18 protein-coding genes are annotated in these 23,525 nt (G+C 41.7%); 9 read left to right on the forward strand and 9 right to left on the reverse strand.

Features of this window, described 5'->3' with window-relative positions; translation table 11 throughout:
• The 6 genes from XEN7305_RS12685 to XEN7305_RS12710 form a co-directional block, all read right to left on the reverse strand.
• A partial coding sequence (locus XEN7305_RS12685) for a DUF11 domain-containing protein (RefSeq protein ID WP_006509839.1) occupies window positions 1–2,144 on the reverse strand: 2,144 nt, incomplete at its 3' end.
• 193 nt (window positions 2,145–2,337) lie between these two features.
• Window positions 2,338–3,045, reverse strand: a complete 708-nt coding sequence (locus XEN7305_RS12690) for a hypothetical protein (protein ID WP_006509840.1) — start codon at window positions 3,043–3,045, stop codon at window positions 2,338–2,340.
• Window positions 3,046–3,312: 267 nt separating this feature from the next.
• Entirely contained in the window at window positions 3,313–6,384 is a 3,072-nt protein-coding gene (locus XEN7305_RS26655) for a tetratricopeptide repeat protein (protein ID WP_006509841.1), read from the reverse strand.
• A 94-nt stretch (window positions 6,385–6,478) separates the two neighbouring features.
• Window positions 6,479–8,185 carry an alpha/beta hydrolase gene (locus XEN7305_RS12700; RefSeq protein ID WP_006509842.1) on the reverse strand — a complete coding sequence of 569 codons (1,707 nt, stop codon included), beginning with the start codon at window positions 8,183–8,185 and terminating at the stop codon, window positions 6,479–6,481.
• Window positions 8,186–8,206: 21 nt separating this feature from the next.
• The gene (locus XEN7305_RS12705) at window positions 8,207–10,726 is read right to left on the reverse strand and encodes an alpha/beta hydrolase (protein WP_006509843.1); all 2,520 of its coding nucleotides are present in this window, start codon (window positions 10,724–10,726) and stop codon (window positions 8,207–8,209) included.
• Window positions 10,727–10,944: 218 nt separating this feature from the next.
• The gene (locus tag XEN7305_RS12710) at window positions 10,945–11,649 is read right to left on the reverse strand and encodes an S-layer homology domain-containing protein (RefSeq protein WP_006509844.1); all 705 of its coding nucleotides are present in this window, start codon (window positions 11,647–11,649) and stop codon (window positions 10,945–10,947) included.
• 225 nt (window positions 11,650–11,874) lie between these two features.
• Here XEN7305_RS12710 and XEN7305_RS12715 point away from each other — a divergent pair, with 225 nt between their 5' ends.
• The 6 genes from XEN7305_RS12715 to XEN7305_RS30335 all read left to right on the forward strand — a co-directional run bounded on the left by XEN7305_RS12715 (window position 11,875) and on the right by XEN7305_RS30335 (window position 19,248).
• Window positions 11,875–13,497 carry a cyclic peptide export ABC transporter gene (locus XEN7305_RS12715; RefSeq protein WP_006509845.1) on the forward strand — a complete coding sequence of 541 codons (1,623 nt, stop codon included), beginning with the start codon at window positions 11,875–11,877 and terminating at the stop codon, window positions 13,495–13,497.
• A 97-nt stretch (window positions 13,498–13,594) separates the two neighbouring features.
• Entirely contained in the window at window positions 13,595–14,263 is a 669-nt protein-coding gene (gene nth, locus XEN7305_RS12720; protein WP_006509846.1) for an endonuclease III, read from the forward strand.
• 225 nt (window positions 14,264–14,488) lie between these two features.
• On the forward strand, window positions 14,489–15,514 hold the full coding sequence (locus XEN7305_RS12725; RefSeq protein WP_006509847.1) for an NAD(P)/FAD-dependent oxidoreductase: 1,026 nt from the start codon (window positions 14,489–14,491) through the stop codon (window positions 15,512–15,514).
• A gap of 125 nt (window positions 15,515–15,639) precedes the next feature.
• Window positions 15,640–16,908, forward strand: coding sequence for a DNA cytosine methyltransferase (locus tag XEN7305_RS12730; RefSeq protein WP_006509848.1), 1,269 nt, complete (start codon window positions 15,640–15,642; stop codon window positions 16,906–16,908).
• Window positions 16,909–16,917: 9 nt separating this feature from the next.
• Window positions 16,918–18,411 (forward strand): FAD-dependent oxidoreductase, encoded by a 1,494-nt coding sequence (locus XEN7305_RS12735; protein ID WP_006509849.1) that lies wholly within the window; start codon window positions 16,918–16,920, stop codon window positions 18,409–18,411.
• A gap of 609 nt (window positions 18,412–19,020) precedes the next feature.
• A complete protein-coding gene (locus tag XEN7305_RS30335; RefSeq protein WP_202951276.1) occupies window positions 19,021–19,248 on the forward strand; it encodes a type II toxin-antitoxin system PemK/MazF family toxin in 228 nt (75 codons plus the stop codon).
• Window positions 19,249–19,537: 289 nt separating this feature from the next.
• Here XEN7305_RS30335 and XEN7305_RS12745 read toward each other — a convergent pair whose 3' ends face one another.
• From XEN7305_RS12745 to XEN7305_RS12755, 3 genes are all read right to left on the reverse strand, one after another.
• A complete protein-coding gene (locus XEN7305_RS12745; protein ID WP_040897706.1) occupies window positions 19,538–19,894 on the reverse strand; it encodes a DUF86 domain-containing protein in 357 nt (118 codons plus the stop codon).
• A complete protein-coding gene (locus XEN7305_RS12750) occupies window positions 19,884–20,174 on the reverse strand; it encodes a nucleotidyltransferase family protein (RefSeq protein WP_006509853.1) in 291 nt (96 codons plus the stop codon). The genes XEN7305_RS12745 and XEN7305_RS12750 overlap by 11 nt, the downstream gene beginning before the upstream one ends.
• A 111-nt stretch (window positions 20,175–20,285) precedes the next feature.
• Window positions 20,286–21,248: a hypothetical protein gene (locus XEN7305_RS12755; protein WP_006509854.1), complete on the reverse strand. Its 963-nt coding sequence runs from the start codon at window positions 21,246–21,248 to the stop codon at window positions 20,286–20,288.
• A gap of 226 nt (window positions 21,249–21,474) precedes the next feature.
• Here XEN7305_RS12755 and carA point away from each other — a divergent pair, with 226 nt between their 5' ends.
• The 3 genes from carA to rplT all read left to right on the forward strand — a co-directional run bounded on the left by carA (window position 21,475) and on the right by rplT (window position 23,343).
• Complete coding sequence (carA, locus tag XEN7305_RS12760; RefSeq protein WP_006509855.1) at window positions 21,475–22,602, forward strand: glutamine-hydrolyzing carbamoyl-phosphate synthase small subunit; 1,128 nt, start codon at window positions 21,475–21,477, stop codon at window positions 22,600–22,602.
• Between the two features lie 105 nt (window positions 22,603–22,707).
• Window positions 22,708–22,911: a 50S ribosomal protein L35 gene (gene rpmI, locus XEN7305_RS12765; protein WP_006509856.1), complete on the forward strand. Its 204-nt coding sequence runs from the start codon at window positions 22,708–22,710 to the stop codon at window positions 22,909–22,911.
• Window positions 22,912–22,989: 78 nt separating this feature from the next.
• Entirely contained in the window at window positions 22,990–23,343 is a 354-nt protein-coding gene (gene rplT, locus XEN7305_RS12770; protein WP_006509857.1) for a 50S ribosomal protein L20, read from the forward strand.
• Window positions 23,344–23,525: the final 182 nt, after the last annotated feature.

Consider the following 23,525-nt stretch of genomic DNA (forward strand, 5'->3'; position numbering starts at 1 on the left):
GGGACATCAATGCCTTCAGGATCAGTAACAGGGTCAGTTTGATCACTATCTGCTGTCCCAATATTTTCAATGGTAGTTCCAAGATCGCTATCAAGTACGGTGTAACTAACAGATAAAGTATCGGATTCATTGGGCCCTAGGGTCAAGGGAGTTGAAGTATCTCCTGTGAGGTCATCGGTGATGACTACATTGGTTAAATTAGCGCCGCCAAAGGCTACTGGAATATTGGTTGCTGTTAAGTCGTAAAGAACAAAATCCCCTTCACTGATGTCTCCAGAACCGTCATTATCAGTAAATCCGGTGTTAGTTTTGACAATTTCTAGGACTGACTCGGGGACGTCAACATTTTCGCTATCTGTGGCTGTGACTTCATCACCTGGAGTATTGGGGTCAGGATCACCAGTTGCAGTTGCGGTGTTGATTATAGTGTTGCCCAAGTCTCCTGGTAGAACCACATAGGTTGCTGTGCCAGTTGTCGATTCAAGGGGATCTAGCTCTGTATCCAGTAGTGTTACTGGACCAACTAGTGGATCATCAACTGAGACGTCAAATAGAGTTACATCACCAGTGTTTGTAACCTCGAAACTATATTCTATGGTGTCCCCAGGGCTGATATCGCCAGAACCATCTGCATCGTCTAATAGTTGGTTAAAGGTTTTGGTAATAGATATTTCTGGATCGGCAAGAACATCTGTCGGTTCTGTTGCAGTGTTATTCGAATCATCCGGATCATTGGTGATAGCATCAACAGTTACTGTATTAAGTAAATTTTCGGTTCCTATAGTGGGGGCATCGTCATTGACGGTAACTTCAACTTCAATAATTACTGTCTCTCCTGGAACTAGAAACCCAAGATCGCCTGTTATCGTACCTCCAGCTTCGGAAAAATCGGCAGGGGTTGTAATGACACCCTCAGTATCTATAACAGAAGCAATTTGCACAAAGGTAGTATTCGGATCAAGAACGTCCGTTAAGGTAACACCATTGGCAACTGTGTCTGTGGAGTTGTTAGTAACCTCGATAAAATAGGTTAAAGTATCACCAAGTCCTACTGGATCAGGATCATCTGTCTTAGTTACAGCAATATCAGCTTCAGCATTGAAGAACCGGAAGACTCTTAGAAGGGGATTAGTTTGATTCCCCGTACTAATCGCATCACCGTCAGCAGTTTCGGCATCGATCAATCTACTTTGAACAGTACCACCAGTACCAGGGGGAATTGTGTCTTCGAGAACAACCCAAACTTCGAGAACAACCGTGTCCCCATCGTCGAGGCCGGATACTTCGAAGGTCCCTCGAATCTCGTCTGCCCCGGTGGTACTACCGTTGGGGATTAAGGCTTCGTTGGTGATTGCAACTGTTGCTGCGCCATTGCCATCGGCATTCCCATCAATATGGGCTGGATCGCTGGTGTCAATGAATGCTCCGTAGATCAAAAAGGTTTCATCATAGCCAAAGTCACCACCATTAGTAGTTTCTGCGTTCCACCCTGCAAGAAGCTCAATTACTCCATTTTCAGGAGAGGTATCTCCATCAACAGTGATAATAAATTGAAATGCCACAATCTGACCTAGCCCAAGATCATCTGGTGCTAGAGAAGTGACAACATCGGCAGAACTGGCATCATCTGTTCCTTCCCCTGGAGGTGGATCAAGGGGGTCTGCAGCGGTTCCGCCATTGATAGGAGGTAGTTGGGCAGGCACCAAATTACTATAGGAGGTTGGGTCAGATGCTCTAAAATCGATGTCGTAAGCACCACCAGCATCGGTAAAGGTGGTTATTGCAACCTGATCATCGTCCGTTTCAAAAATACCATCGACACCATCACCTGTTGCAGTCAAATTTAAAGTCGCATTCAAAGCATCAGGAATACCACTACCAGTACCATTATTGTCGATGGGGACAGTCCAGTCTGTGGTAAAGACTCCATACTCATCGACTGTAACTAGAATAGGATGATAAATATCTGCCTCGCCGTCATCTCCTGGCGCCGCAAGATCGTCCGCGATTTGAATCTCAACTGTGGAGTTCGGTGCATAATTACTACCGCTAATAACTACCGTTTCACCTGGGGCATAATCTGCTTTATCTGTTTCTACAATTGGTAAAGCTTCTGGTAACCCATCAAAATATTCTTCTGCCATAATCAAACCTATCTATTAAAAATTAAATTACTAATAATTTACTGACTTCAACTATTTCTTGTAGCGCTACGTACTTTGATTAGGACATTGGTAAAAGCGCAAGCATTGATAAACTTACTACTTCCCTCTTCCTACTTGCACGTAGTGCTATATATCTAGGAGCGATCCAAATTGGATCACCTCTCAAGCTAATTTATGCAGCCATAATTGAATCTAAATGGTTTTGGTCCAAAAATTTATTTACTAAAATGTCCTGGAAACTATCCCAATCTTTTAGCCAATTTTCAAGCTGATTTTGCAAAGCACTTAACCTATCATTCCCGTTTTCTCCAACTAAATCATGATGGAAATTACCAGAAAATAGGATCGCTGAAATTGCCTCCTTCTCAGGAATTTGTAACTTGGCCTCATTAATACTCAAACGTAATGGCACCCCGTTAATGGTATAAACCAAATTAATTCCAGCCTGTATTGGTGTCTCACCTACTTCTTGCCAAACACCTGGGGAAAGAATTTTTTCAGTGAGATATCTATGGGCAGCTTGAGTATGATCGCCGAAAGTCTTAAAACGACGTGGATTAATCCCCACAGCGCGGTAATCCAAATTAGGTAAAGCCGCCGTATACTTGCTAGCTAACTTGGTGATCTCAATCTCATGAGGTGTTTTGGGCTCAATTAGCCCTTCCGAAAAGGTGATGATTCCTGGTTTTGCCTCAATCTTAATGCCATTTTTGAAGACAATCTTTGTTGTTCTAGAAGACAGAACAGGAGGTCTTGCGAGTTCCCAGTCTGTGGGCACAACCCCGCTTCCCTTAAGAAAATCGGGAGTCAACATATTTGGATTATGATCTCTTACAGCAACGACAACTGAGAGATCTCTAATATCTAAATTTTTGTCCATGGAATTTAACTATATTGAGCTTTGCATTCAGGCTCCAACAGTCTATATCCGAAAAAAAAATATGTCATTATCATTAAGATTTTTTATCTTAAGACATTACTTGCTCATACTTGGCTAAAAACTTTCTGAAAAGACAAAGTATTCCTTGAAACAGGGAAGCAGCAACCGCAAAAATTCAAATAATGATTGGATTTATTGTAAAGAATATAATTAAAAATACATAAAAATTCATTAAATATCTTCCGGGTTGTCATTGCTGTCTAAAATTTATGATAATCTGTAACCTTTGTTGAGAAACTCATTAGCTAGTTTTGAGGGCTCAAAAATAAGTTGATCAATCATTGCGGAGACTTGTCTCAATTCTTCTTGGCAAAGTTTTTGTTGCGATAAGTTTTTCGGTTCAGGCAACATGATATTTTCTTTTGATACGCCTAATGCAGTGAGGAAAGCACTAACTTTCTCTGGTTGTGATAGATCGGAGATATCGAAGTCAATAAAACTAATATGTTGGTGATTTTTGTAAATTAACTTATAGTATTCAGCTCTGGTGTACATTTCATAGACATACCAAAGTCTTTGACCGTTGATCCCAAACTGGAAAAATGGCTTTGGATTAACAATTTTTCTGGGATAATTTGGATCGAGATGCCAGAGCCAGATATTTCCTTTATTCAAAAAATCTGCTCCCTTGATTAGCGAGCTAACAATTTTGACGGGATCTCTAGTCAAACAAATAATTTTAATATTGCCATGGGAACTTAACATCTCAAGGTTTTCCATCAGACCTGCTTTGGCCAAGATATGAGAAGTTTCTCCATAAAATGAGAGATTGGGAAGTTTAATTATTCGATTAAACTTCTGACGCCAAAAATCTTGAATTTTCGGAATATTGCCCTGAGAGTTGAAGAGGGTGAGATGGGAAATATCAGGAGTATCCACACCAAATTTGTCATAACCTAAGATTTCGTGATGAATCTTTGATTGAGGAATATTATTGCGTAATAAGGCTGCTAAAGTCATTGTTCTAGTATGTCCTGGAGCGATCGTGAAAATGTAATTTCTTGTCGTTTTTAACTCATTATCAGACTGTTTAATTGCCCTATCTTCTATCTTACTTAAATAATTCAAATTAGGTTTAACATTGAATGCTTTGGGGGGCTTTCCTTGCTGAGAGATTGACCACATCTGTTGGTATGCTGCCTCAATATTTCGCCTGAAGCGATCGCAATCGAACAATGGTGTCCTCAAGCGATTGTGCTGGAGCTTTGTTTTGATTTTCTCTAAAAGAGCGGGTTGGGTTGCAATTTTTAAGGCGAGGGCTTCATAGTCTGGCAAATTGTAAGTTACAAGCTCGGGTAAACCAATAGCATGGAGTAGACTACCAGCTACGCGAGCAGCAAAACTTTGTCCAGCACAAGTCAACACAGGCAAACCCACCCAAAGAGCATCACTGGTTGTGGTGTGAGCATTACAAGGTAAATTATCCAGAAATAGATCTGCTAATTGTTGCCGAGCGAGATGATCTGGTAAATCTTTTTTGGGAGCAAATACTAGGCGATCAGGGTCAACCCCTCTGGCTTGGGCTTCTTGTCGTAAATTCTCTGTCATATCTTGGTTTTTGCTGAGTAACCAGAGAACACTATGGGGAACTGCTTTGAGCAAACGCATCCAGATATTGAAAAATTCTGGGGTGATTTTATAAGAATTGTTGAAGCCACAGAAAATAAAACCTTGGGGCGGCAAATTGCATTCTTCTCGTGAGGGAACATATTGGGCAATGGTGCGTTTGCTGTCATTGACTTGGTAGCAGTCGGGTAGATGAACCAGCTTTTCGGTGAAGTAGGGTTGTTGATCTGAAGGAACAATAAAAGGATCAACCAAAATATAGTCAATAAAGTCAGCTCCCATTGTGCTAGGATAGCCCAAGTAGTTAACTTGTATTGGTGCGGGGCGATAGGCTAAGATTTGTTTGCGATTATCTTTGGTATAGCCTTTGAGGTCAATGGCAATATCAATCTCTAAATTGCGGATCTTTTGCGCAACTTCTAGATCGGACATCTGATGGACATCAATAAAATGATCGAATGCCCTGACTAATCTGTGGCGCATCGGGCTATTGCTTGGGGGACCAAAGGAAAAGGCGAAAACCTCAAACCGAGAACAATCATGACGCTCGAATAATTCTGCCATCAGATAAGCAGTAGCATGTTGGTGATAATCGGCCGACAAATAAGCAAGACGAATTTTTTGATGACTGTATCGCTGACCATTCCATAAGGGTATACATGAATGGTCAACAACATTGTTACAGAAGTTTTTTGCTGTAGTTAGCTGGATTTCTGGATTATCTGCGATCGCCATGGGGACAAAGGGAGGCAATATCGATTCTGAAGATTGTGACGCATCAAGAAGCTCTTTTTCGTAGGCTACGAGTCCTTGCCAGCTGCAAATCCGCCGCCTAGACATAACATATACTAGTAATGCTTCAGAAAAGTCTGGCTTGAGCTCCAATGCTCTTTCACAAGATGCGATCGCCTCAGCATAATTTCCCTGATCTGCTAAAGCATTTCCCTGATCTAAAAAAACATATGCAAGATTATCATGAGCCTGCTGAAAACTTGGTTGCAGTTGCAGAGATTTTTGATAGCAGTTGATTGCTTCGGTAAATTTTTTTTGTCCTCGATAAGCTGCACCAAGACTATTGTAGAAACTAGAGCTGTTAGGATTCAGTTCTATTGCTCTGGTCATCCGTTCAATGGCAGTTTTATAATCATTTTCTTCATAGGCAATGACCCCCCAAAGATGCCAAGCATCAGCACAGATATCTTGTCGATGTGCCTGGTACAAAAATACCTGTTGGTAACAAGTTGCAGCTTCTGGAATTCTTTTTGCTCGGTGATGCTCAATACCCAAATCTAATAATTTTTCACAAGCAATAGCTAGTTTTTTTCGGGTGTCAGTATCTGTTGGTTTCAGATCTAAGGCTTTTTGGTAGGATTTGCAGGCTGATTGAAACTGTTGTTGCTCAAGATAGACGTTCCCGAGGCTGCTGTAGAATATGGCCTCTGTTGGTTTAATTTTAATTGCCTGTGTGATTTGATCGATGGCCTGGGTATATTTCTGCCGCTGGACTGATGTTACCCCCAAAAGATGCCAGGCATCCGGGTTGTTTGTTTGAGATGTTAGAGCCAGTTGAAAATAGGCTTCCGCTTCAGAAAATTTTTGCGATCGCAAGTATTTGATCCCCAACTCGAGCTGCTGAAGGGCATCTTCACAAATTATTGGTTCGAGAGCTTGATCAGTGTCTTTAGAAACTGTTTTGGGCTCTTGCTGGAACATAAATCCTTATTTGGGTTTGAGAATCAAATAGGATGTTAGCACAAGTTTCCCAATGGCATCTTGCTCTCAAGCCATAGAACAAGTTTAACTGAAGCTAATCTATTCTTTCCTCACGCCTAAATTGCTCAATAGCCTCCACCAAATCATCCGAGGATTCTTCACTAATCAGATAAGATTTAAAATCTTGCCCTTGACTGAGATAGTCCAAGTAAGAAGATTGCAGATAAGGAAGATACTCAGCATTATCCGCTACATAAACTTCCGCAAAGGCCAGCACTGTGGAACGACTATAATCCCTGAGCAATTGAGGCTCTGGGAGAGTCAACTCTTCAACCGATTCAATCACCTCACTCATGCCGCCATCGATCGCCGAAACATCAACATGAGCCTGGCCTTCGACGAGCAACAGATATTTACTCGGAGAAGTGAGCCAGGTAAAGGAACTTAGCTGTTCAAAAACAAAGGGAGTTGCCGGATCATAGCTGCCAGCACCTATCATGGTCGGTACTTGAATCTGGCTTAAGCCTTCGGGTCCAAAGATACTTCGGTTCACAGGGTTGTGACCCAAAACTGCCGCAATGCGATCATCCCGGAAATCATACTCTTGGCGCTCCAGCTCTAATGCTTGGCACTGTAAGAGCAAAGAAGTATTAATCCGGCCTAAACCCAAGGCGCATTCTTGTTCTAAATTATCAAAATCAATGGTAGCTCCCGCAACCGCTAGCGCTGTATAACCACCAAAGGAGTGACCAAAAACCCCAACTTTTTCCGTCGCAAGTCTACCGTCAAATTCAGAATCGTTGCGCCGCTCCAGCTCATCAATGACATAGCTTATATCTAGTGGCCGATTGATAAATTCATCAACCAAAAAGAGCTCCTTTGACAAGCCCTCCAAAAAATCTTTTTGCTGTAGATTGTCACTACCAATATGTTGAGGAACCGCAATAACATAGCCATAGGAAGCCAGATGTTCTGCAAGTTCTGCAAAGTTTTCTGGGCTAGAGCCTAACCCATGGGAGATCACAATCACTGGAGTTTGCCCTTCTCGGAGCCTCTCTGGTCGATAAACATCAACGAAAAATTTACGACCTGGAGAATCTGGCCTTATACTGTCGCGACTGGTATCTACCAACTCCCATCTTTGTTGTTGAAACCCCAAGCCACCTTGTTGACGTAAATCAGGTAAATTATCAAAGTCAACTGGCTCAGCATCTGCGGCTTCAGCGGCCGATAACTGGGGTATCACTTCTTCACTAAAAACTTTGGTTGCCTTGACTACTATTTTGGTATTTCTAGCCGTGTTGATAATCTCTTTGAGATCAAACTGAATATTCGTTGGCAAATTACGGAAAAAATTGATCAGGCTCAAACCCTCAGTGTCATAGGCTGCGGCGACTAGGGCACCGCGAATCGCAAATTTGCCATTTCTGCCACCTTCGACTTGAATATGTTTGCCAGTTCGCTCAAGAAGAGCTTCGCCGATTTTGCTGTTAAAAAAGCGGGACACCATCCGCGGATTCACAGCAGCTTTTTTCGTTAGCACTTCACGAAATTTGGCTTGTCCAGATTCGCTAGTTCCCGCTACTTTAAGAAAAAGGGCTAAATTTTTATTTACCGAGCCATCTTGAACAAAAATATCCAGGGATTCAACTCTTAGGGGTTCTTTGATTGGGGGATAGAGAAAATAAAGAGTTTGCGCCATGATCGGCGTCATGAATGAGGCTAGCGCGATCGCGCTCAGCCCTAAAGACTGCCACCAACGAGAAGAAGATATTTTTTCGGGAGAGCTCTGATTTTTCATAAGTTCTTCAATATACCAATATTATCGCTGTCTATTACAAGATCTAATTGCCGATAACAACTCCTCAGAAAAGTCGCCTAACCACTTATCGCTAGCTTGTTGTGCGCTTTGGTTTCTGAGAAAACTGTTAATCGTCTCTCGCCACTGGCGATCGCCATCTGGCAGGAGCATGCCATAATAATCACAAGTCAAAGGTTGCCTTGGTAACAAAGTATAAGCCGCAGGATCTAGACTCTGTCGTTCGAGTTCTCCAATAGATAAAATACTATCACTGACTAGAGCCTCAATCTCATTATTGTTTAAAGCTTTGACTGCCTGAGCCCTCCCAGTCGAACCATCAAAGAATACTGTTGCAGTTGAGGGATAATTTTCTTTGACAAAAGTTTCGGTGGTGGTACCTTTCAGGACCCCTATTTTCAAATTTGCCAGGTCACTGTTGCCATTAAGCTGACTTGCTTGATTATTCGTCACCAAAAACTGAGTACCGGAAGCGAAGAAAGGATTGGAAAAAGTGATCTGTTCAAGATCATTGCGAATCGTATTGGGACCGCATTCAAGATGAACATGATCTTGTTGCACTAATTCATAGCGATTTTCTAGGTTAGAAGGTAATTCAACAGTTTGAATGCCTCCAGAAAGCTTGAGTTTTTGTTCGAGATATTGCTCTAAGGATTTTACAAAATCGGCACAATACCCAGTCCAATTGCCCGTATCTTCCAAAGAACCAAAGGGAGCAGCATCACTTCTGACTGCCACTTTTAAGACTCCTGTACGATTGATTTCATCTAAAACAGGCTCCGATCTGTCCTCTGCTGTTGCAACTATCGGTTCGGGGAATAATGGCGAGGGGGGTTGCTTGCCATAGGCTGTCTCTAATTGCTCTGGAGTTAGGGAGTGGGTGAGATGAATTTCAATGCTCTCTCGGGAAATTTCCTCGGTGTAAGAAGCGGATAAATAAGGCTCAAATTCTTCTAGACCTCGTAAATGATAATTAAAGAAAGCCACCGTCATGGCATTGAGATAATCACGGGCGATCGGGCCACTTCCCTCAGGCCCCCTCAACATTTCTAGAGGCAGTCCTTCAATCACCTCATCTTTGGCGGTGGAATAATGAGTTCCAGGAACTAACAAGGCGAGATATTTATCAGGAGTACTGAGCCAGAAAAAGGGATGAATTTGATTGGGAACGACAGGAACAGTGGTGTCTTCACTCGCTGCCCAAATCATGGTGGGAATATCAATTTTCCCCATGCCTTCCGGCCCAAAAATGGGATTGGTAAAAGGATAGGCGGCAAACACCGCTTTAATCCGCGGATCTTTGATATTAAATTTGATTGGGGGCAAATATTGAGCTTGGCATTGCAGCGCAAAACTAATGACGATATTAAAATTCTCCTCATTGCATTTTTGATCCAATCGAGGTTGATTAATCTCTGCGCCCGCGGTTGCCAAGGCAGTGTAACCGCCGAAAGAATAGCCAAAAATTCCCACTTGTTCTAGGTTGAGCTTATTACTCCAGTTGGGGTCGCTAGCGTCTAACTCCTCCAATTTATCCAGAAGATTAGTTACATCTAAAGTCCGACCCACAAACTCAATCGGCGTAATCCAGTCGCCTAATTCTCCGCGTAAAAAGGCTTGCCGATATTCCAAATTACTACCAATATGCTCAACTGATGCCACGGCATAACCATGGGATGCTAATTGGTTGGCCACATGACTATAATTGCCCCGAGAGGAGCCAAAACCTTGAACAATGAAGATTAATGGTGCTGGTTCCGATTTTCCTTGCGGCAAATAGAGATCGAACTCTAAGGGATGGGAAGTGGATAATCCAACATCAGTTGATCGCAGACTTTCGATCTCAAACTTCAGACTTTGCATCGACACTGCCCACGACCCTGGCTGCTGTAAATCGCTCAGTTGATCGAGATCTGTTGTGGATTCAGCAGCTTCTGTTGCCGACTGTTTAATAATTTCCGCTATTACCGCTTGACGATAACTCGATTGAGTTGCCAATTCTTGTCGTAGTTGGAGGAGAAATTCAAGATTGAGATAAATGTCTCTGCTGGGAAACTTACGCAAGGCATTAATGATAGTTAACCCTTCGGTCTCATCAGCAGCGGCTAAAATCATCGCAGCTCGCAGACCATGGAGGCCATTAATATTATGGCTAATTTGAACGCCTCTTCCCAATTGACTCAGCATCCTTTCGACCATGGGAACGCGGGCCACACGATAGATTTCTGCTGGGCCCAAATCAAATCGTTCCTGTAAAATTTCCCGCAGTTGAACGACAGTTTCCCCATCGAGGCGGTTGGTTACCAATGCCAAGTCGGGGTTAATAATTCCTTCCTTGGCAAAGGCTTCTAAAGAGTCAACCGCGATCGCGATCTGCAAGGGACCAATAAAAGTTTTAATCCGTTCTGCACTGAAAACAGGTTGGGGTTTTGATATTGCAGGGACAATTCCTAAGCCGAGAAGCAAACAGGCAGTGTTTATTAGCTTGACTAATTTCTGGCGGCGGTTTTTTACTGGAAACATTAATCAACAAAGTAATAAGTAATGAGTGATAAGTAATGAGTATATATCTCTTATCTACAATTAGGGTGGGGCTGCTCAAAACAAATCATCTAGTTGGGCTAAATTATCCATTTTCTGACCTGATTATCCCCATTCGAGGAACCTAGTCCCGCTTGACGAGACTAACAGGGAGACTGCCCTCTGCCCTCTGCCCTCTGCCCTCTGCCTTCTGCCCTCTCTTAATTAGGATCGTTCTCGATACATTTAACTGTTCTGACGATCGCTGCAACTGCATAGTCCCGATTTGCAGGCTGCTCAGGAGCAAAAGCATCACCTTCTTCATTTAAAGGCGAAGCAACTCCACAGTATGCCGACATTGTCATCGTCGCTTCGAGATCATACCCAGCCACATCAGAAAAAGTAATGGGATCTTGAGTAGGGGTTAAAGTTGTGCTTTCTTTGCGTCTGGCTTTGGAGATTCCTGCTGAGCGTCTTAGAAAATCGATAAGGTCAATGCGGCTAATAGGTTCTTCTGGTCGGAACTCCCCAGAATAGTTAGCCGCACCTGCTGCGGGGAGGAAATTCCATTGTGCCCAAGCAATTTTCTTGGCACTCCAGCGATCTTCAGGAACATCTGTAAATTGTTGTGCTGAAGTTGCTCTAGTCGGAGCCTCGTCAAGATCGACTGGCGTAACATTTTTATCGATCGCATCGATAATCATAGACACAGCTTCTTCTTTGCTTACTGTGTCATTTGGTCGATAAGTGCCATCGGGGAAACCAGTAACAATCCCTAATTTCGCGCCCTCTTCTATTTCTGCGGCGTAAACATTACCTTCAATATCACTAAAGGTGGCTGCATCTTGTGCTCTGTTGGGTAAAGTGTAAAATGCTAATGCTGTTGTTGCGATGGCTGCTACACTAATGCCAGATAAAAATTTCATAATAAATCTCTCACTCCAGAACTATTGATTAATCTTCTTAATCACTTAAGTTATAGTTGTCTTCAAATCAGGAAAAATTCCCCAAAAAGAAACCAATTTTCAGTTTTCTTATAAGTGATCTCAAAATATAGTCTACAAGATAAGCATGTTTGTCAGATATTAAGAATACATTAATTTTGTGAGTTTTCACCTAGTATTAGAACTTGACCCTATTTTCTATTGCCGATGAGTTTGATTTCTTTTCTATTGCGTTCTTCTTGGAGAATGGTTGCGATCGCGATTCTTACGGGATTTCTCAGTGGTGGCAGTAGTGCAGCTCTAATTGCCCTAATTAGTCGTGCCGCAGCTCGCGAGCCTGGGGCATCTCTATCTACTACAGCCTGGACTTTTGTGGGCCTTGCGATCGTGGCGCTGATCACTAGCATTATTGCTCAGGTAATGCTGATTCGTCTTTCCCAGAATGCGGTTCTAAAGTTGCGAATGCGTTTGAGTCGGCAGATTCTGGCTTCGGAGTTGAGCCATCTCGAAGATTTGGGCAAGCCTCGACTCTTGGCCACCTTGACTGAAGATGTGCAAGCAGTTGCCAATGGGGTGTTCCAAATGCCATCTCTGTTTATTAATCTCGCGATCGTGATCGGTTGCATGGCTTATATAACTTGGTTGTCTTGGTCGGTAATTCTGATGGTGATTGGCCTGGCAGTAGTGGCAATTGGGAGTTGCCAATGGATGCTCAACCGAGGCAAAAAAATGCTAGCCCTTGCTCGCACTGATCAGGATATTTTGTTCCAGCATTTGGGTTCGATCACCGCAGGCATCAAAGAACTGAAGCTGCATTACCGAAGACGACAAGTTTTTCTAGAAAAGCAACTACTCCCAACTGTTAATAATTTTCGCCGCCATAATGTTGTCGGTCTAACTTTTTTTGCCGCAACTTCTAGTTGGGGTCAGCTGATCTTCTTTTTTGCCTTGGGTTTTGTGATTTTTGTCTTGCCCAATATCATGGCAATTACACCTCAAACTCTTTCTGGTTATGTTTTGACCTTCACCTACTTGGTATTTCCGATGGAAAATATCATTAGTAAGTTACCTATTTTCAGTCGAGCTAGCATTGCCTTAGAAAAAATAGAATCTTTGGGTTTATCTTTGGTTAATCGCTCAGAAAATTTAACTGTGCCACCGCAACATAAAGCTTCCTGGGAATATTTTCAACTGGATAATGTAACTCATACCTATCGCACCGATGAGCCTAACAGTAATTTTATTTTGGGGCCTGTTAATCTCAAATTTTTCCCGCAAGAAATCGTTTTTATTGTTGGCGGGAATGGTAGTGGGAAATCGACTTTGGCAAAACTGATTACTGGGCTTTATATTCCTGAATCGGGGGAAATCATCTTAGATGGGGAATCGATTACCGAACAAAATCGAGAATGGTATCGGCAACATTTTTCAGTAGTTTTTGCCGATTTTTATTTGTTTGCAGATCTTTTGGGATTAGAAGATAATAATTTGGATAGTCAAGCTCAGAAATATCTCAAGCTACTTCAATTAGACCATAAGGTACAAGTGCAAGAGGGCAAGCTTTCGACGACTGCACTTTCCCAGGGACAGCGGAAAAGATTGGCTTTGCTAACGGCCTATCTAGAAGATCGGCCAATTTATTTGTTTGATGAATGGGCAGCGGATCAAGATCCGTTCTTTAAGGAAATTTTCTACTGTAAATTATTGCCTTATCTGCGAGATCAAGGGAAGACTGTGTTGGTGATTAGTCATGATGATCATTATTTTCATGTGGCAGATCGGATGATTAAACTCGATTATGGTCAGGTTGAATATGACAAGGATTTTTAAACAATAAATCAAGTTTGGCGATCGCAGTACAATGACGCGTAACTTTTCTATACTATTTATTAATTCCCTCAAGCCATCCTAATTGATAGGAAATTTTGTGACAACTAAATCTAAATCTAGAATCTCGAAAAAACAACGAGCCTTAGAAATCTTATCGCTTCTGGAAAAACTCTATCCAGATGCCACTTGTAGTCTCGATTATGAATCTATAGTGCAACTATTAGTTGCGACCATTCTCTCTGCTCAATGCACCGATGAAAGAGTCAATAAAGTAACTCCAGCTCTTTTTGCCAGATTTCCTGATGCCCCTTCCTTGGCTGGTGCCGATCGCGAAGAACTAGAAACCTTAATTCGCTCCACGGGTTTTTATCGCAATAAGGCCAAAAATATTCAGGGTGCTTGTCACAAAATTGTCACCGAATTCGATAACAACGTCCCCCAAACAATGCCAGAACTACTACAATTACCAGGGGTTGCTCGCAAGACAGCAAATGTAGTGCTTGCCCATGGTTATGGCATTCTCGAAGGGGTCACAGTAGATACCCATGTCAAACGCATTAGTAATAGATTGGGACTCACTAAAAATGATAATCCCGTCAAAATAGAACGAGATTTGATGAAAATTTTGCCCCAACCCGATTGGGAAAATTATTCGATTCGAATTATTTATCATGGCCGAGCAGTTTGTAAAGCCAGAAAACCCCTTTGCGATCAATGTCAATTAGCCCATCTTTGTCCTTTCTTGAAAGCTGGTGGTCAAGATTAAACAAATCTAGCGCTATGCTTTGGGGAGTCGGGAGTCGGGAATCGGGAATCGGGAATCGGGAACAGGTAATCGTCAAGAGAAAATCTGGTAAAAAAGGCAATACAACTAAATCAAACGACTTGGCAAAATTTTAAATCAAAATATAACTCTTTTAACCCTAAAACCTAACACCTAAAACCTAACACTAATCTTAACAAGTAAATAGAGTACCAAGCCGTGTAAATCATGTCAATTAATCATCAGCAACAACGTAATACAAAATCACCATATTGCCTGATTATTGGTGGTGGCATTTCTGGGTTAATCATCGCCACAGAACTCAAAAGACATGGGATCGCAAGCACTATTCTCGATAAGGGAAGAGGTATCGGAGGTCGCTTAGCAACCAGACGTATCGAGCATTCCGAAGCTGTTGAAGGAATCTTTGATTATGGAGCGCAACATTTCACAGTCAGTGATCCCAAATTTCAGGTCTGGGTGGACGAATGGCTTAAAAAAGACATAGTAGAAGCATGGAATAAAGGTTTTCCCTCAGTAGATGGCAATATTCAGCAGGAGAACCAAGTTTACTATCGAGGCGTTGTCAGTAATCGCAACATTGCTAAATATCTGTCGCAAGAGCTTGATGTTCATACCAGCACGAAAATTATCAACTTAAATCGACAAAATTCTCAATGGAACCTCGAAGCCGACAATGGCGCGAACTTTGTCGGAGATATTTTAATTATGACCGCTCCGATTCCCCAGTCATTGGCTTTGTTGGATAGTTCTCACATTTCTCTGGCCCCAGAAATACGCGATCGCTTGGAACAAATTGTTTACCACAAATGCATTGCCATACTCGCTCTGTTGGACAAACCTAGTAAAATTCCAAAACCAGGGGGATTATTCTTAGATGGCAAACCTCTTGCTTGGATTGCTTCTAATCACCACAAGGGCATTTCCCCCCAGGGTTATGCTGTGACTCTTCATGGAAGTGCTGAATTTAGTGAGGCTCACTGGGAAACAGACCAGGCAAATTTGGCAAATCAACTGTTCACAGCTGCCTCACCCTGGTTAGACGCTAATGTGACTCGTTATCAAGTACATCGATGGCGCTACAGTCAACCTCAGACGTTTTATGGGGAACCTTATCTTGTATTGCCAGGACTTCGGTTGATCTTGGCTGGTGATGCTTTTATCTCCCCGAATATAGAAGGTGCAGTATTATCAGGACTGGCCGCAGTAGAGTACTTGTTATCCCAAAATTAAGAGCTCAATTAAGAGTCCAATGCTATTCTTTTGAAATACTCTGTTGCTTATTGGCTATTGCCTAATCTATACTTAGATTCTCTTTTGCATAGCAAAACTGATTGAAACAAATACTGAGAAGAACTTTGAGCAATCGACCAGTCGCGATCGACTTATTTTCAGGCTGTGGTGGAATGTCCTTGGGTTTAGAAGCTGCTGGGTTTGATATTGCAGCATCAGTAGAAATTGACCCTATTCATTCTTTAGTACATCATTACAATTTTCCCTATGGAGTTACTATTTGCCAGGATATATCTCAAGTCTCTTGCGAAGAACTGTTAGCTGCGATTCAAAATAAAGGTTTTAAAACTGATATCGATGTTATCACTGGAGGCCCACCGTGTCAGGGTTACTCCTATATGGGAGACAGGATATTAGAAGATCCTCGAAATCAATTAATTTTTGAATATGCCAGAATCATCTCGACAATTAGACCCAAATATTTCATCTTTGAAAATGTTCCTGGAATAGCATCAGGCAAACATAGACAGTTTCTAACAGAATTGATTAAAAATTTTAATCAAAACAACTATTCAATAGTTGAGCCTATACAAATACTTGATTCCTCTTTATACGGTGCTCCACAAAAAAGGAAAAGACTGATTTTAATTGGCTACAGAAATGATATGCCAAAACCGAATTATCCTCAGCCAACTCATGGGCAAGATGACAATTTATTGCCTTTCAATACAATCAGATCTGCGATCGCAAATTTAAGTGACATTCCTGTCTTTATTGGTCAAGACAAAGGAATATTTGCCGATACAATCAATTATTCAGGATTTGGCAAAAGCTTTAGCATCCAGCCCCAAGGAGTTTATGCTTTATGTCATATAAGGGAAAAACCCACAAAGGTTTGGGGACATTTGGGCTCAAACCACACAGATAAAACCATTCAACGTTTTGCCAAGGCAATTGCGGGAAAAAAAGAGCCTGTAAGTCGATTTCTAAAATTATCTTCTGATGGTTTATCCAACACTTTAAGAGCAGGTACAGCTAGTAACAAAGGAGCTTTTACCGCGCCTCGACCGATTCACTATTTACATCCGAGATGTATCTCCATAAGAGAAGCTGCTCGTATCCATACCTTCACCGATTGGTTTCAATTTCATCGTACAATCTGGCATGGATTTCGTGAAATTGGGAATGCTGTTGTTCCGCTACTTGCTAAGTCTTTGGCGACAGAAATTATTAAGTGTTTAAACATAGATACCACCACTCTAGATATCAGAAGACTAGACTCAGTCGATGATTCGATACTAAGCTATAAAATGAAACAGGCTGCGGAATTTTGGCGAGTGTCTCCTAATGTAATTCCCAAAAGAAAGAGGGCAAAAGTATTTAAGGTAAGGTGAAAAATTAAAATGCCAGAACAAAAGAAAGTTATCGTGATCGGGGCGGGTTGGGCAGGTTTAGGCGCTACGTCTCATTTGGCTCAACAGGATTATGAAGTTACTCTCCTAGAAGCAGCTCCCTATCCTGGCGGTTTAGTCGCAGGTTGGAAAACGACTGGAGGTAGATCGGTGGAAGGGGGAATTCATGGCTTTTGGTATCCCTATAGCAATATTTTCAGCAAAGTCAAAGAGTTAGGACTCGAACCTTTTACTCGTTTCACGCGATCGTCTCAATATTCTCCTGCGGGTTTAGAGGTAGAGTCCCCAATTTTTCAGGATGAAACCCGCTTACCCACTCCTTTGGGAACATTTGTCTATACAAAATTTCAACGTCTGCCTTTAAGCGATCGCCTTTCGGCTTTACCGCTTCTCTATTCGGTAATTGATTTTGACAACTCCCATGAAGCTTGGCAGCGTTATGACAAAATAACCGCCAGAGAATTATTCCGACAATATGGAGTTTCCGAAAGACTTTACAAAGAAGCTTTTGAGCCGATGTTGTTGGTTGGGTTATTTGCCCCAGGAGAACAATGTTCGGCTGCTGCTGCCTTGGGAATGCTTTATTATTTTATTTTGGCCCACCAGCCTGATTTCGATGTGGTTTGGTGTCGTGGGACTGTTGGGGAACAAATTTTTAAACCCTGGATTGCTGCGATCGCAAAAGCTGGCGGCAAGGTCTTAACTAATAAGCGAGTGAGTGACATCGTAGTTGATGAGACGGGAAAGGCCACAGGTGTTCAATGTGGGGATGAATTCTTCGCTGCTGATGCGGTGATCTCTAGCGTAAGCATCACAGGAATGAAAAAGATTGTTGCTAGTAGCAAGACATTGAATAACTATGCTCAATTCCGCGATTTGTCTAATCTCAAAGGAATTGATGTTTTAGCGACTCGTCTTTGGTTTGATCGCAAGATTGAGATCCCTTTACCTTCTAATGCTTGCTTTGGTTTTGATGCCACAACTGGTTGGACATTTTTTGACCTTAATGATCTCCATGATGAATATCATGATGAGCCGAATACTGTTATTGAGGCAGATTTTTATCATGCAAATCAGCTTTTACCGATGAGCGATGAGCAAATTATTGAGAAAGTCCATCGTGATGTTACGACTTGTCTTCCTGCTTTTGGGGCAGCGAAGGTGGTAGATAGTAGTGTAATTCGGGTTAAAGAAGGTGTGACTCATTTTTTCCCCGGCAGCTATCAGCATTTACTCTCGGCAGACACGGAAATTCCTAATTTATACATGAGTGGTGATTGGATCATTACGCGTCATGGTTCTTGGTCACAGGAAAAAGCTTATGTTACTGGGTTGGAGGCTGCGAATTTGGTGGTAGAAAAGTTTGGTATGGGCAGCAAAGCCAATATTATCCCGATTGAGCCTGATGAACCCCATATTCAAGTTGCGAGAAATATTAATCAAACGATTAGAGACTGGACAAAGTTTTTGCCGAGTTTTTGGTAATTTGCGATCGCTATAGGAATAAGTAGTTGTGTAAAATAAATGACTTAGTAGAGATTAGGGAACGGGGAACGGGGAATAGGGAACAGAGGAATCATATACTTAAAAGATAATAATAGTCTTTTATAATGGTTTTAACCTTGCACTGATATTTAAATGTCATCCCCTTCTAAAGAATGGAACTAAAAGATCTCGAAACAATTCGAGTTGACAATCTTAAAATCATCAAAATCTTTCTGGCTTCTTCATCCGAGTTAAAAAGCGATCACCTGTTGTAAAACATGAATAATGCGATCGCTTTTCCAACAATCTCAGTCAAAATAATGAGATAATAGGAATTAAAGACGGAAACAGATCCTAATGAACAAAATACGTCGGGAAGTATTTAGCTTGATTGAGCAACTATCAGATGAGCAATTGGCGGTATTACTACCTCTAATTATTTCTATGCAAGACAATTAATTATTTCTATGCAAGACAATCAAAGTAGTGTTATTTCCAGTGAAACCTCTCAGGCTTATAAAGATTGGGTAAGCGCTGAAAACGATATTTACGATAAGATTTTTGCTGATGATTTGGCAGCGCGGTGATGTAGTTTTGTGTCGAGTTCCTATGCCTTCAACACAGCTCAAGCAATTCAAGATTCGACCAGCAGTAATTATTTCCGCAAATGGATTAAATCGAGTTCTAGATGATGTGATGGTAGTTCCCTGCACATCTAACACTAACCGTACTTTATCATCGACACAATATCTGATTAAAGGAACTGAAATCATAAGTGCAGGAATCCGGCGATCCATCTGTGTCTCTAGATTTAATTTTTCGTGGATTTTTGACTAGCGGCGTTACTCGTCAAGAATTATAGCCCAAGCAATTTATCAAGCTGACAAATGAGCACAATAAAGATTGTTAAATATTTTGAATTGCGATCGCCAATAGCAGAGAATTGATCACGCGATCACCTTATGACCAATGTCAAACATAAGAATGAGGTAATTATACTAAATCCGATTTTGCAATCACACTTTTAAATGAGAAATTTAAATAGATTCAAAACCTTCTGCCCTCTGCCCTCTGCCTTCTCCCAACTTTTAAGTGTTGTTTCTTAACAGGATTTAGTATTAGATATTTACTCTTCTTGATTTGATTTGCTTTCCAGTAAATTCTGAAGCTGAGAAGCAAGCAGAGAAAGATCACTATGAATACTATCCCAAACGATTTCTAGATCCACCTGAAAATATTCATGAGTCATCACATTCCGCATATCTCTCATCGGGAGCCAAGCTATTTGCGGGGAACGAGCTTGCACTTGGGTAGGAATATTTCTCGCGGCTTCACCTATGACAATAAAATCGTAGAGAACAGCTTTGACAATGGTTTCTTCTGCTAAAAACTCCTCAAATGTCATATTTGCTGTAGATTTCTGAATACTCGCGATCGCATTCAAAATATCCTGAACTAGAAGCCGCCAATCTCTAGAAGACACGAATACTATCTTTAAGAACTGGCTCACGTAAATTTTGCCGCAATGCCCTATGAGTTCCTAAATCTACAGAACATCCCAAAATTTCTTCCAGGTAAAGCCGTACTCGACTGAATTGAAACAATCCCACAGGCTTAGAAAACTCAACTAAGAAATCCACGTCGCTCTCTGCATTAGCCTCATTACGAGCCACAGAGCCAAATAGTTCTAGAGACTTTACTCCAAGCTCCTCTAAAATCTTTTGATGTTTCCCGATAATTAACAGTACTTCGTCCCGCTCCATTTTTGGTTTCTCGTGGCCTTTGGTTAAAGTTTATCATTCCCAATTCGACCAAGATTCATTAAGCTATACGCGATCGCCTGTAGAAAACATAATTGAATTCCTACGATAAAACTAATCAAGAGAGACTGAATAAATCTGACCCTCAATTAACAAACGAGTAATCCCTTTAGAATATAAATAGTGAGCTGTTTTTTTGATGATTTCACTGTCAGGAACCTTAATCACCTTTTCTCTCCGATGAGAAAAACGCTTAGCTACCCGATGATTATCAAACACGGGCAAGGTTTTTTGTTCAATTTCGTTTTGGGGAATCGAACCAAGATCAGCAAAATCTTGTAATGGTTTGACAATTAGTTCTGCGGCACGATCAATAACCAAATAACAAACCCGAGGCAGCGAGGCTTCGGCGAGAGGTCTTATTTGCAGACTAACTTTTCCCGCACCAGAATGGGGAAAGCTTGCGGCTTCATCCTCTTCCAAATCCCAATCATCATCCTCATCATCGTCGTCATCATCAATATCATCAAGGTCTTCCCCTAGCATTTCGCTCAGAACTGCAACATCGACATCATCATCATCATCGTCATCGAGAATTTCTTCTTCAACTATTATGGGCTTTTTGCTAATAGGAGCATTTTTAACCACCAGAGAAGGCGTCGGCTTGGAAGTTACGGCTTCGGTGGGGACCTCTTTATTCTCTAACTTGAGAGGAGTATGGCTAATAATAAGCTGGTTAGGTAGCGATTTTTCCTCGGGAGGCTCCTCAGGTTCTGTCGCAATCTCTAATTGTTGAGGTGGCAAAATAATTTCTTGCGCCTTAGATTTTGGTGGTTTTTTCTCGGATTTGTTCACCGCAGCGGCGACTTTAGCCTCTCCTTTTGCCGTTCGAGCCAAGCGTTTCTGTTGAATCAGATCATCATATTCAGACTTGACAAGACTATTTTTGAGGAAACGACTAATAGTCGAACTACTGACTCCAAAACTAGTTGCTAATGTGGAAGTAGTTGCTTCCGAGCTACGATACAGCTCAAGGATATTCTGTTTGTCTTCTTCTGTTAATTTTCTAGGACTCATGCTTTTGCCACTAAAACCTTTGCTGTCCGTTTTCCTGTTCGAGCTTATATTTTGTCGAGCTTCCTCATAATAACGTCAACTGGTTAATCTTGTTATCATCTTTATTCAATGCGAGATAATTGTATCGAAATCAACATATTTTTTTTAGATAATCGGTTGATATTGGTTAGATAACTGGTAGATTATTCTCTGGGACAGCAAGTTTTAAAGATGGGATGGAGTGAATATGCCACAAGAAGAGAAACAAGCAGCATTATTAGTCTTGGCAGATGGCAGTTTCTATCATGGTTGGTCATTTGGGGCAAAAGGCACCGTCATTGGTGAGGTTGTATTCAATACAGGAATGACTGGATATCAAGAAGTCCTGACAGACCCTAGTTATTCTGGTCAAATCGTCACCTTTACCTATCCTGAGTTGGGCAATACAGGAGTTAATCCAGAGGATGAAGAGTCTGCCCATCCCCATGTCAAAGGCGCGATCGCTCGTAACGTTACCTATCGTCCTAGTAATTGGCGTTCTACTCAGTCGCTTCCCGACTATCTTCAAAGCAATAACATTCCTGGGATTTATGGGATCGATACGCGATCGCTAACCCGTAAAATTCGTTCTACAGGGGCGATGAATGGCGCAATTTCCACAGAAATTCTCGACCCGCAAAGATTGCAATCGCTGGTTCTCGAAGCCCCTAGCATGGCGGGCTTGAATCTAGTTAAAGATGTTACCACCTCAGAAATTTATGAATGGTCGGAAACCACAGCTGCTAGTTGGGAATTTTCCCCGGCCACAGGAGCTAGTTCTTTTACTGTGGTTGCAGTTGACTTTGGCATCAAACGGAATATTCTGCGCCGTCTTGCAAGTTATGGTTGCAAGGTGATTGTTGTGCCAGCGACAGCTTCTCTTGAAGAAATTTTAGCTTACAATCCCGATGGTATTTTTCTCTCTAATGGGCCAGGGGATCCCGCTGCGGTGACAGAAGGAGTTGCTCTGGCCAAAGAGTTGTTGAAACTAGAGAAGCCAACTTTTGGCATTTGTATGGGACATCAGATTTTGGGCTTGTCTTTGGGAGCAGAAACCTTCAAATTAAAATTTGGACATCGTGGCCTCAATCAACCCACTGGCCTATCACAGCAGGTAGAAATTACTAGCCAAAATCATGGTTTTGCGATCGCAGCAGAATCCTTGGGTGCAGACATCGAGATTACCCATCTCAATCTCAACGACAAAACTGTAGCCGGATTACAACATAAAACCTTGCCTTTCTTCTCGGTACAATATCACCCCGAAGCTAGTCCTGGACCCCATGACGCAGATTATTTATTTGAGAAGTTTGTTAATTTGATGCAAGCTCAGTAATCTCAGAACTAATGTTTATGTTCATATTGGGGTCAATAATCATAAAAACAGCAAAACCGAGATATAATGAGAAATTGTGTCGAAGTGTGGAATTAAAATTCATTCATGCCTAAGATTAAAACCAAAAAGTCGGCTGCCAAGCGTTTTCGCATCACTGGTAGTGGCAAAAAGATCGTCCGTCGTAAAGCATTTAAAAATCACTTGTTAGAACGTAAAAGTAAAGAGCGCACTCGTCGTCGTCTTTCCAATCTGACTTTGGTTCATGAATCTGACGAAAAGAACGTGCGTTTGATGATGCCTTACAGCTAAATTTTACTGATATTTGCTGTCGGATTTTAAAGATATACCTTATCTGTTCAACGTTTATAGAAATAAATTCTAGTAATTATGCCCAGAATAAAAAGGGGTAACGTCGCCCGTAAACGACGTAAAAAAATTCTTAAGCTAGCCAAAGGTTTTCGTGGCTCCCATTCCAAGCTATTTCGGACTGCTAACCAGCAGGTAATGAAAGCTTTGCGGAATGCCTATCGCGATCGCCGCAAGCGTAAGCGTGATTTCCGTCGTTTATGGATTACTCGGATCAACGCGGCTGCTCGGATGCATGGTTTAAGTTATAGCCAACTTACTGGTAAGCTCAAAAAAGCTGAGATTGGCCTCAACCGTAAAATGTTGGCCCAATTAGCAATGCTCGATCCCAAGGCTTTTACTCAAGTAGTTGAACTTGCTCAAAAAGCAGATTAGAAGGCACAAGGTTTTTTTGCCAACTTAAGCTGTCAAATAACTTCATAATCAGATTTTATCTGACCGTATGATAGTCGAAACAAAGTGACTCGGTTTCTCCCAGAGGCCGAGTTTTGCATGTTAACTTTTCATTACACGACTTGACAAAATGAAGTCGATTCTGAGAATAAGTTACCAAGTCA

Origin of the sequence: Xenococcus sp. PCC 7305, from assembly GCF_000332055.1 — a bacterium.
Classification (GTDB): Bacteria; Cyanobacteriota; Cyanobacteriia; order Cyanobacteriales; family Xenococcaceae; genus Xenococcus.

Coding starts and splice junctions, on each gene's coding strand:
- XEN7305_RS12715 (WP_006509845.1), top strand. CDS start 11,875: ATGAGTTTGATTTCTTTTCTATTGCGTTCTTCTTGGAGAATGGTTGCG.
- XEN7305_RS12755 (WP_006509854.1), bottom strand. CDS start 21,248: ATGAGTCCTAGAAAATTAACAGAAGAAGACAAACAGAATATCCTTGAG.
- XEN7305_RS12705 (WP_006509843.1), bottom strand. CDS start 10,726: ATGTTTCCAGTAAAAAACCGCCGCCAGAAATTAGTCAAGCTAATAAAC.
- carA (WP_006509855.1), top strand. CDS start 21,475: ATGCCACAAGAAGAGAAACAAGCAGCATTATTAGTCTTGGCAGATGGC.
- XEN7305_RS12690 (WP_006509840.1), bottom strand. CDS start 3,045: ATGGACAAAAATTTAGATATTAGAGATCTCTCAGTTGTCGTTGCTGTA.
- rpmI (WP_006509856.1), top strand. CDS start 22,708: ATGCCTAAGATTAAAACCAAAAAGTCGGCTGCCAAGCGTTTTCGCATC.
- XEN7305_RS12710 (WP_006509844.1), bottom strand. CDS start 11,649: ATGAAATTTTTATCTGGCATTAGTGTAGCAGCCATCGCAACAACAGCA.
- XEN7305_RS12735 (WP_006509849.1), top strand. CDS start 16,918: ATGCCAGAACAAAAGAAAGTTATCGTGATCGGGGCGGGTTGGGCAGGT.
- rplT (WP_006509857.1), top strand. CDS start 22,990: ATGCCCAGAATAAAAAGGGGTAACGTCGCCCGTAAACGACGTAAAAAA.
- XEN7305_RS12725 (WP_006509847.1), top strand. CDS start 14,489: ATGTCAATTAATCATCAGCAACAACGTAATACAAAATCACCATATTGC.
- XEN7305_RS12750 (WP_006509853.1), bottom strand. CDS start 20,174: ATGGAGCGGGACGAAGTACTGTTAATTATCGGGAAACATCAAAAGATT.
- XEN7305_RS26655 (WP_006509841.1), bottom strand. CDS start 6,384: ATGTTCCAGCAAGAGCCCAAAACAGTTTCTAAAGACACTGATCAAGCT.
- XEN7305_RS30335 (WP_202951276.1), top strand. CDS start 19,021: ATGCCTTCAACACAGCTCAAGCAATTCAAGATTCGACCAGCAGTAATT.
- XEN7305_RS12700 (WP_006509842.1), bottom strand. CDS start 8,185: ATGAAAAATCAGAGCTCTCCCGAAAAAATATCTTCTTCTCGTTGGTGG.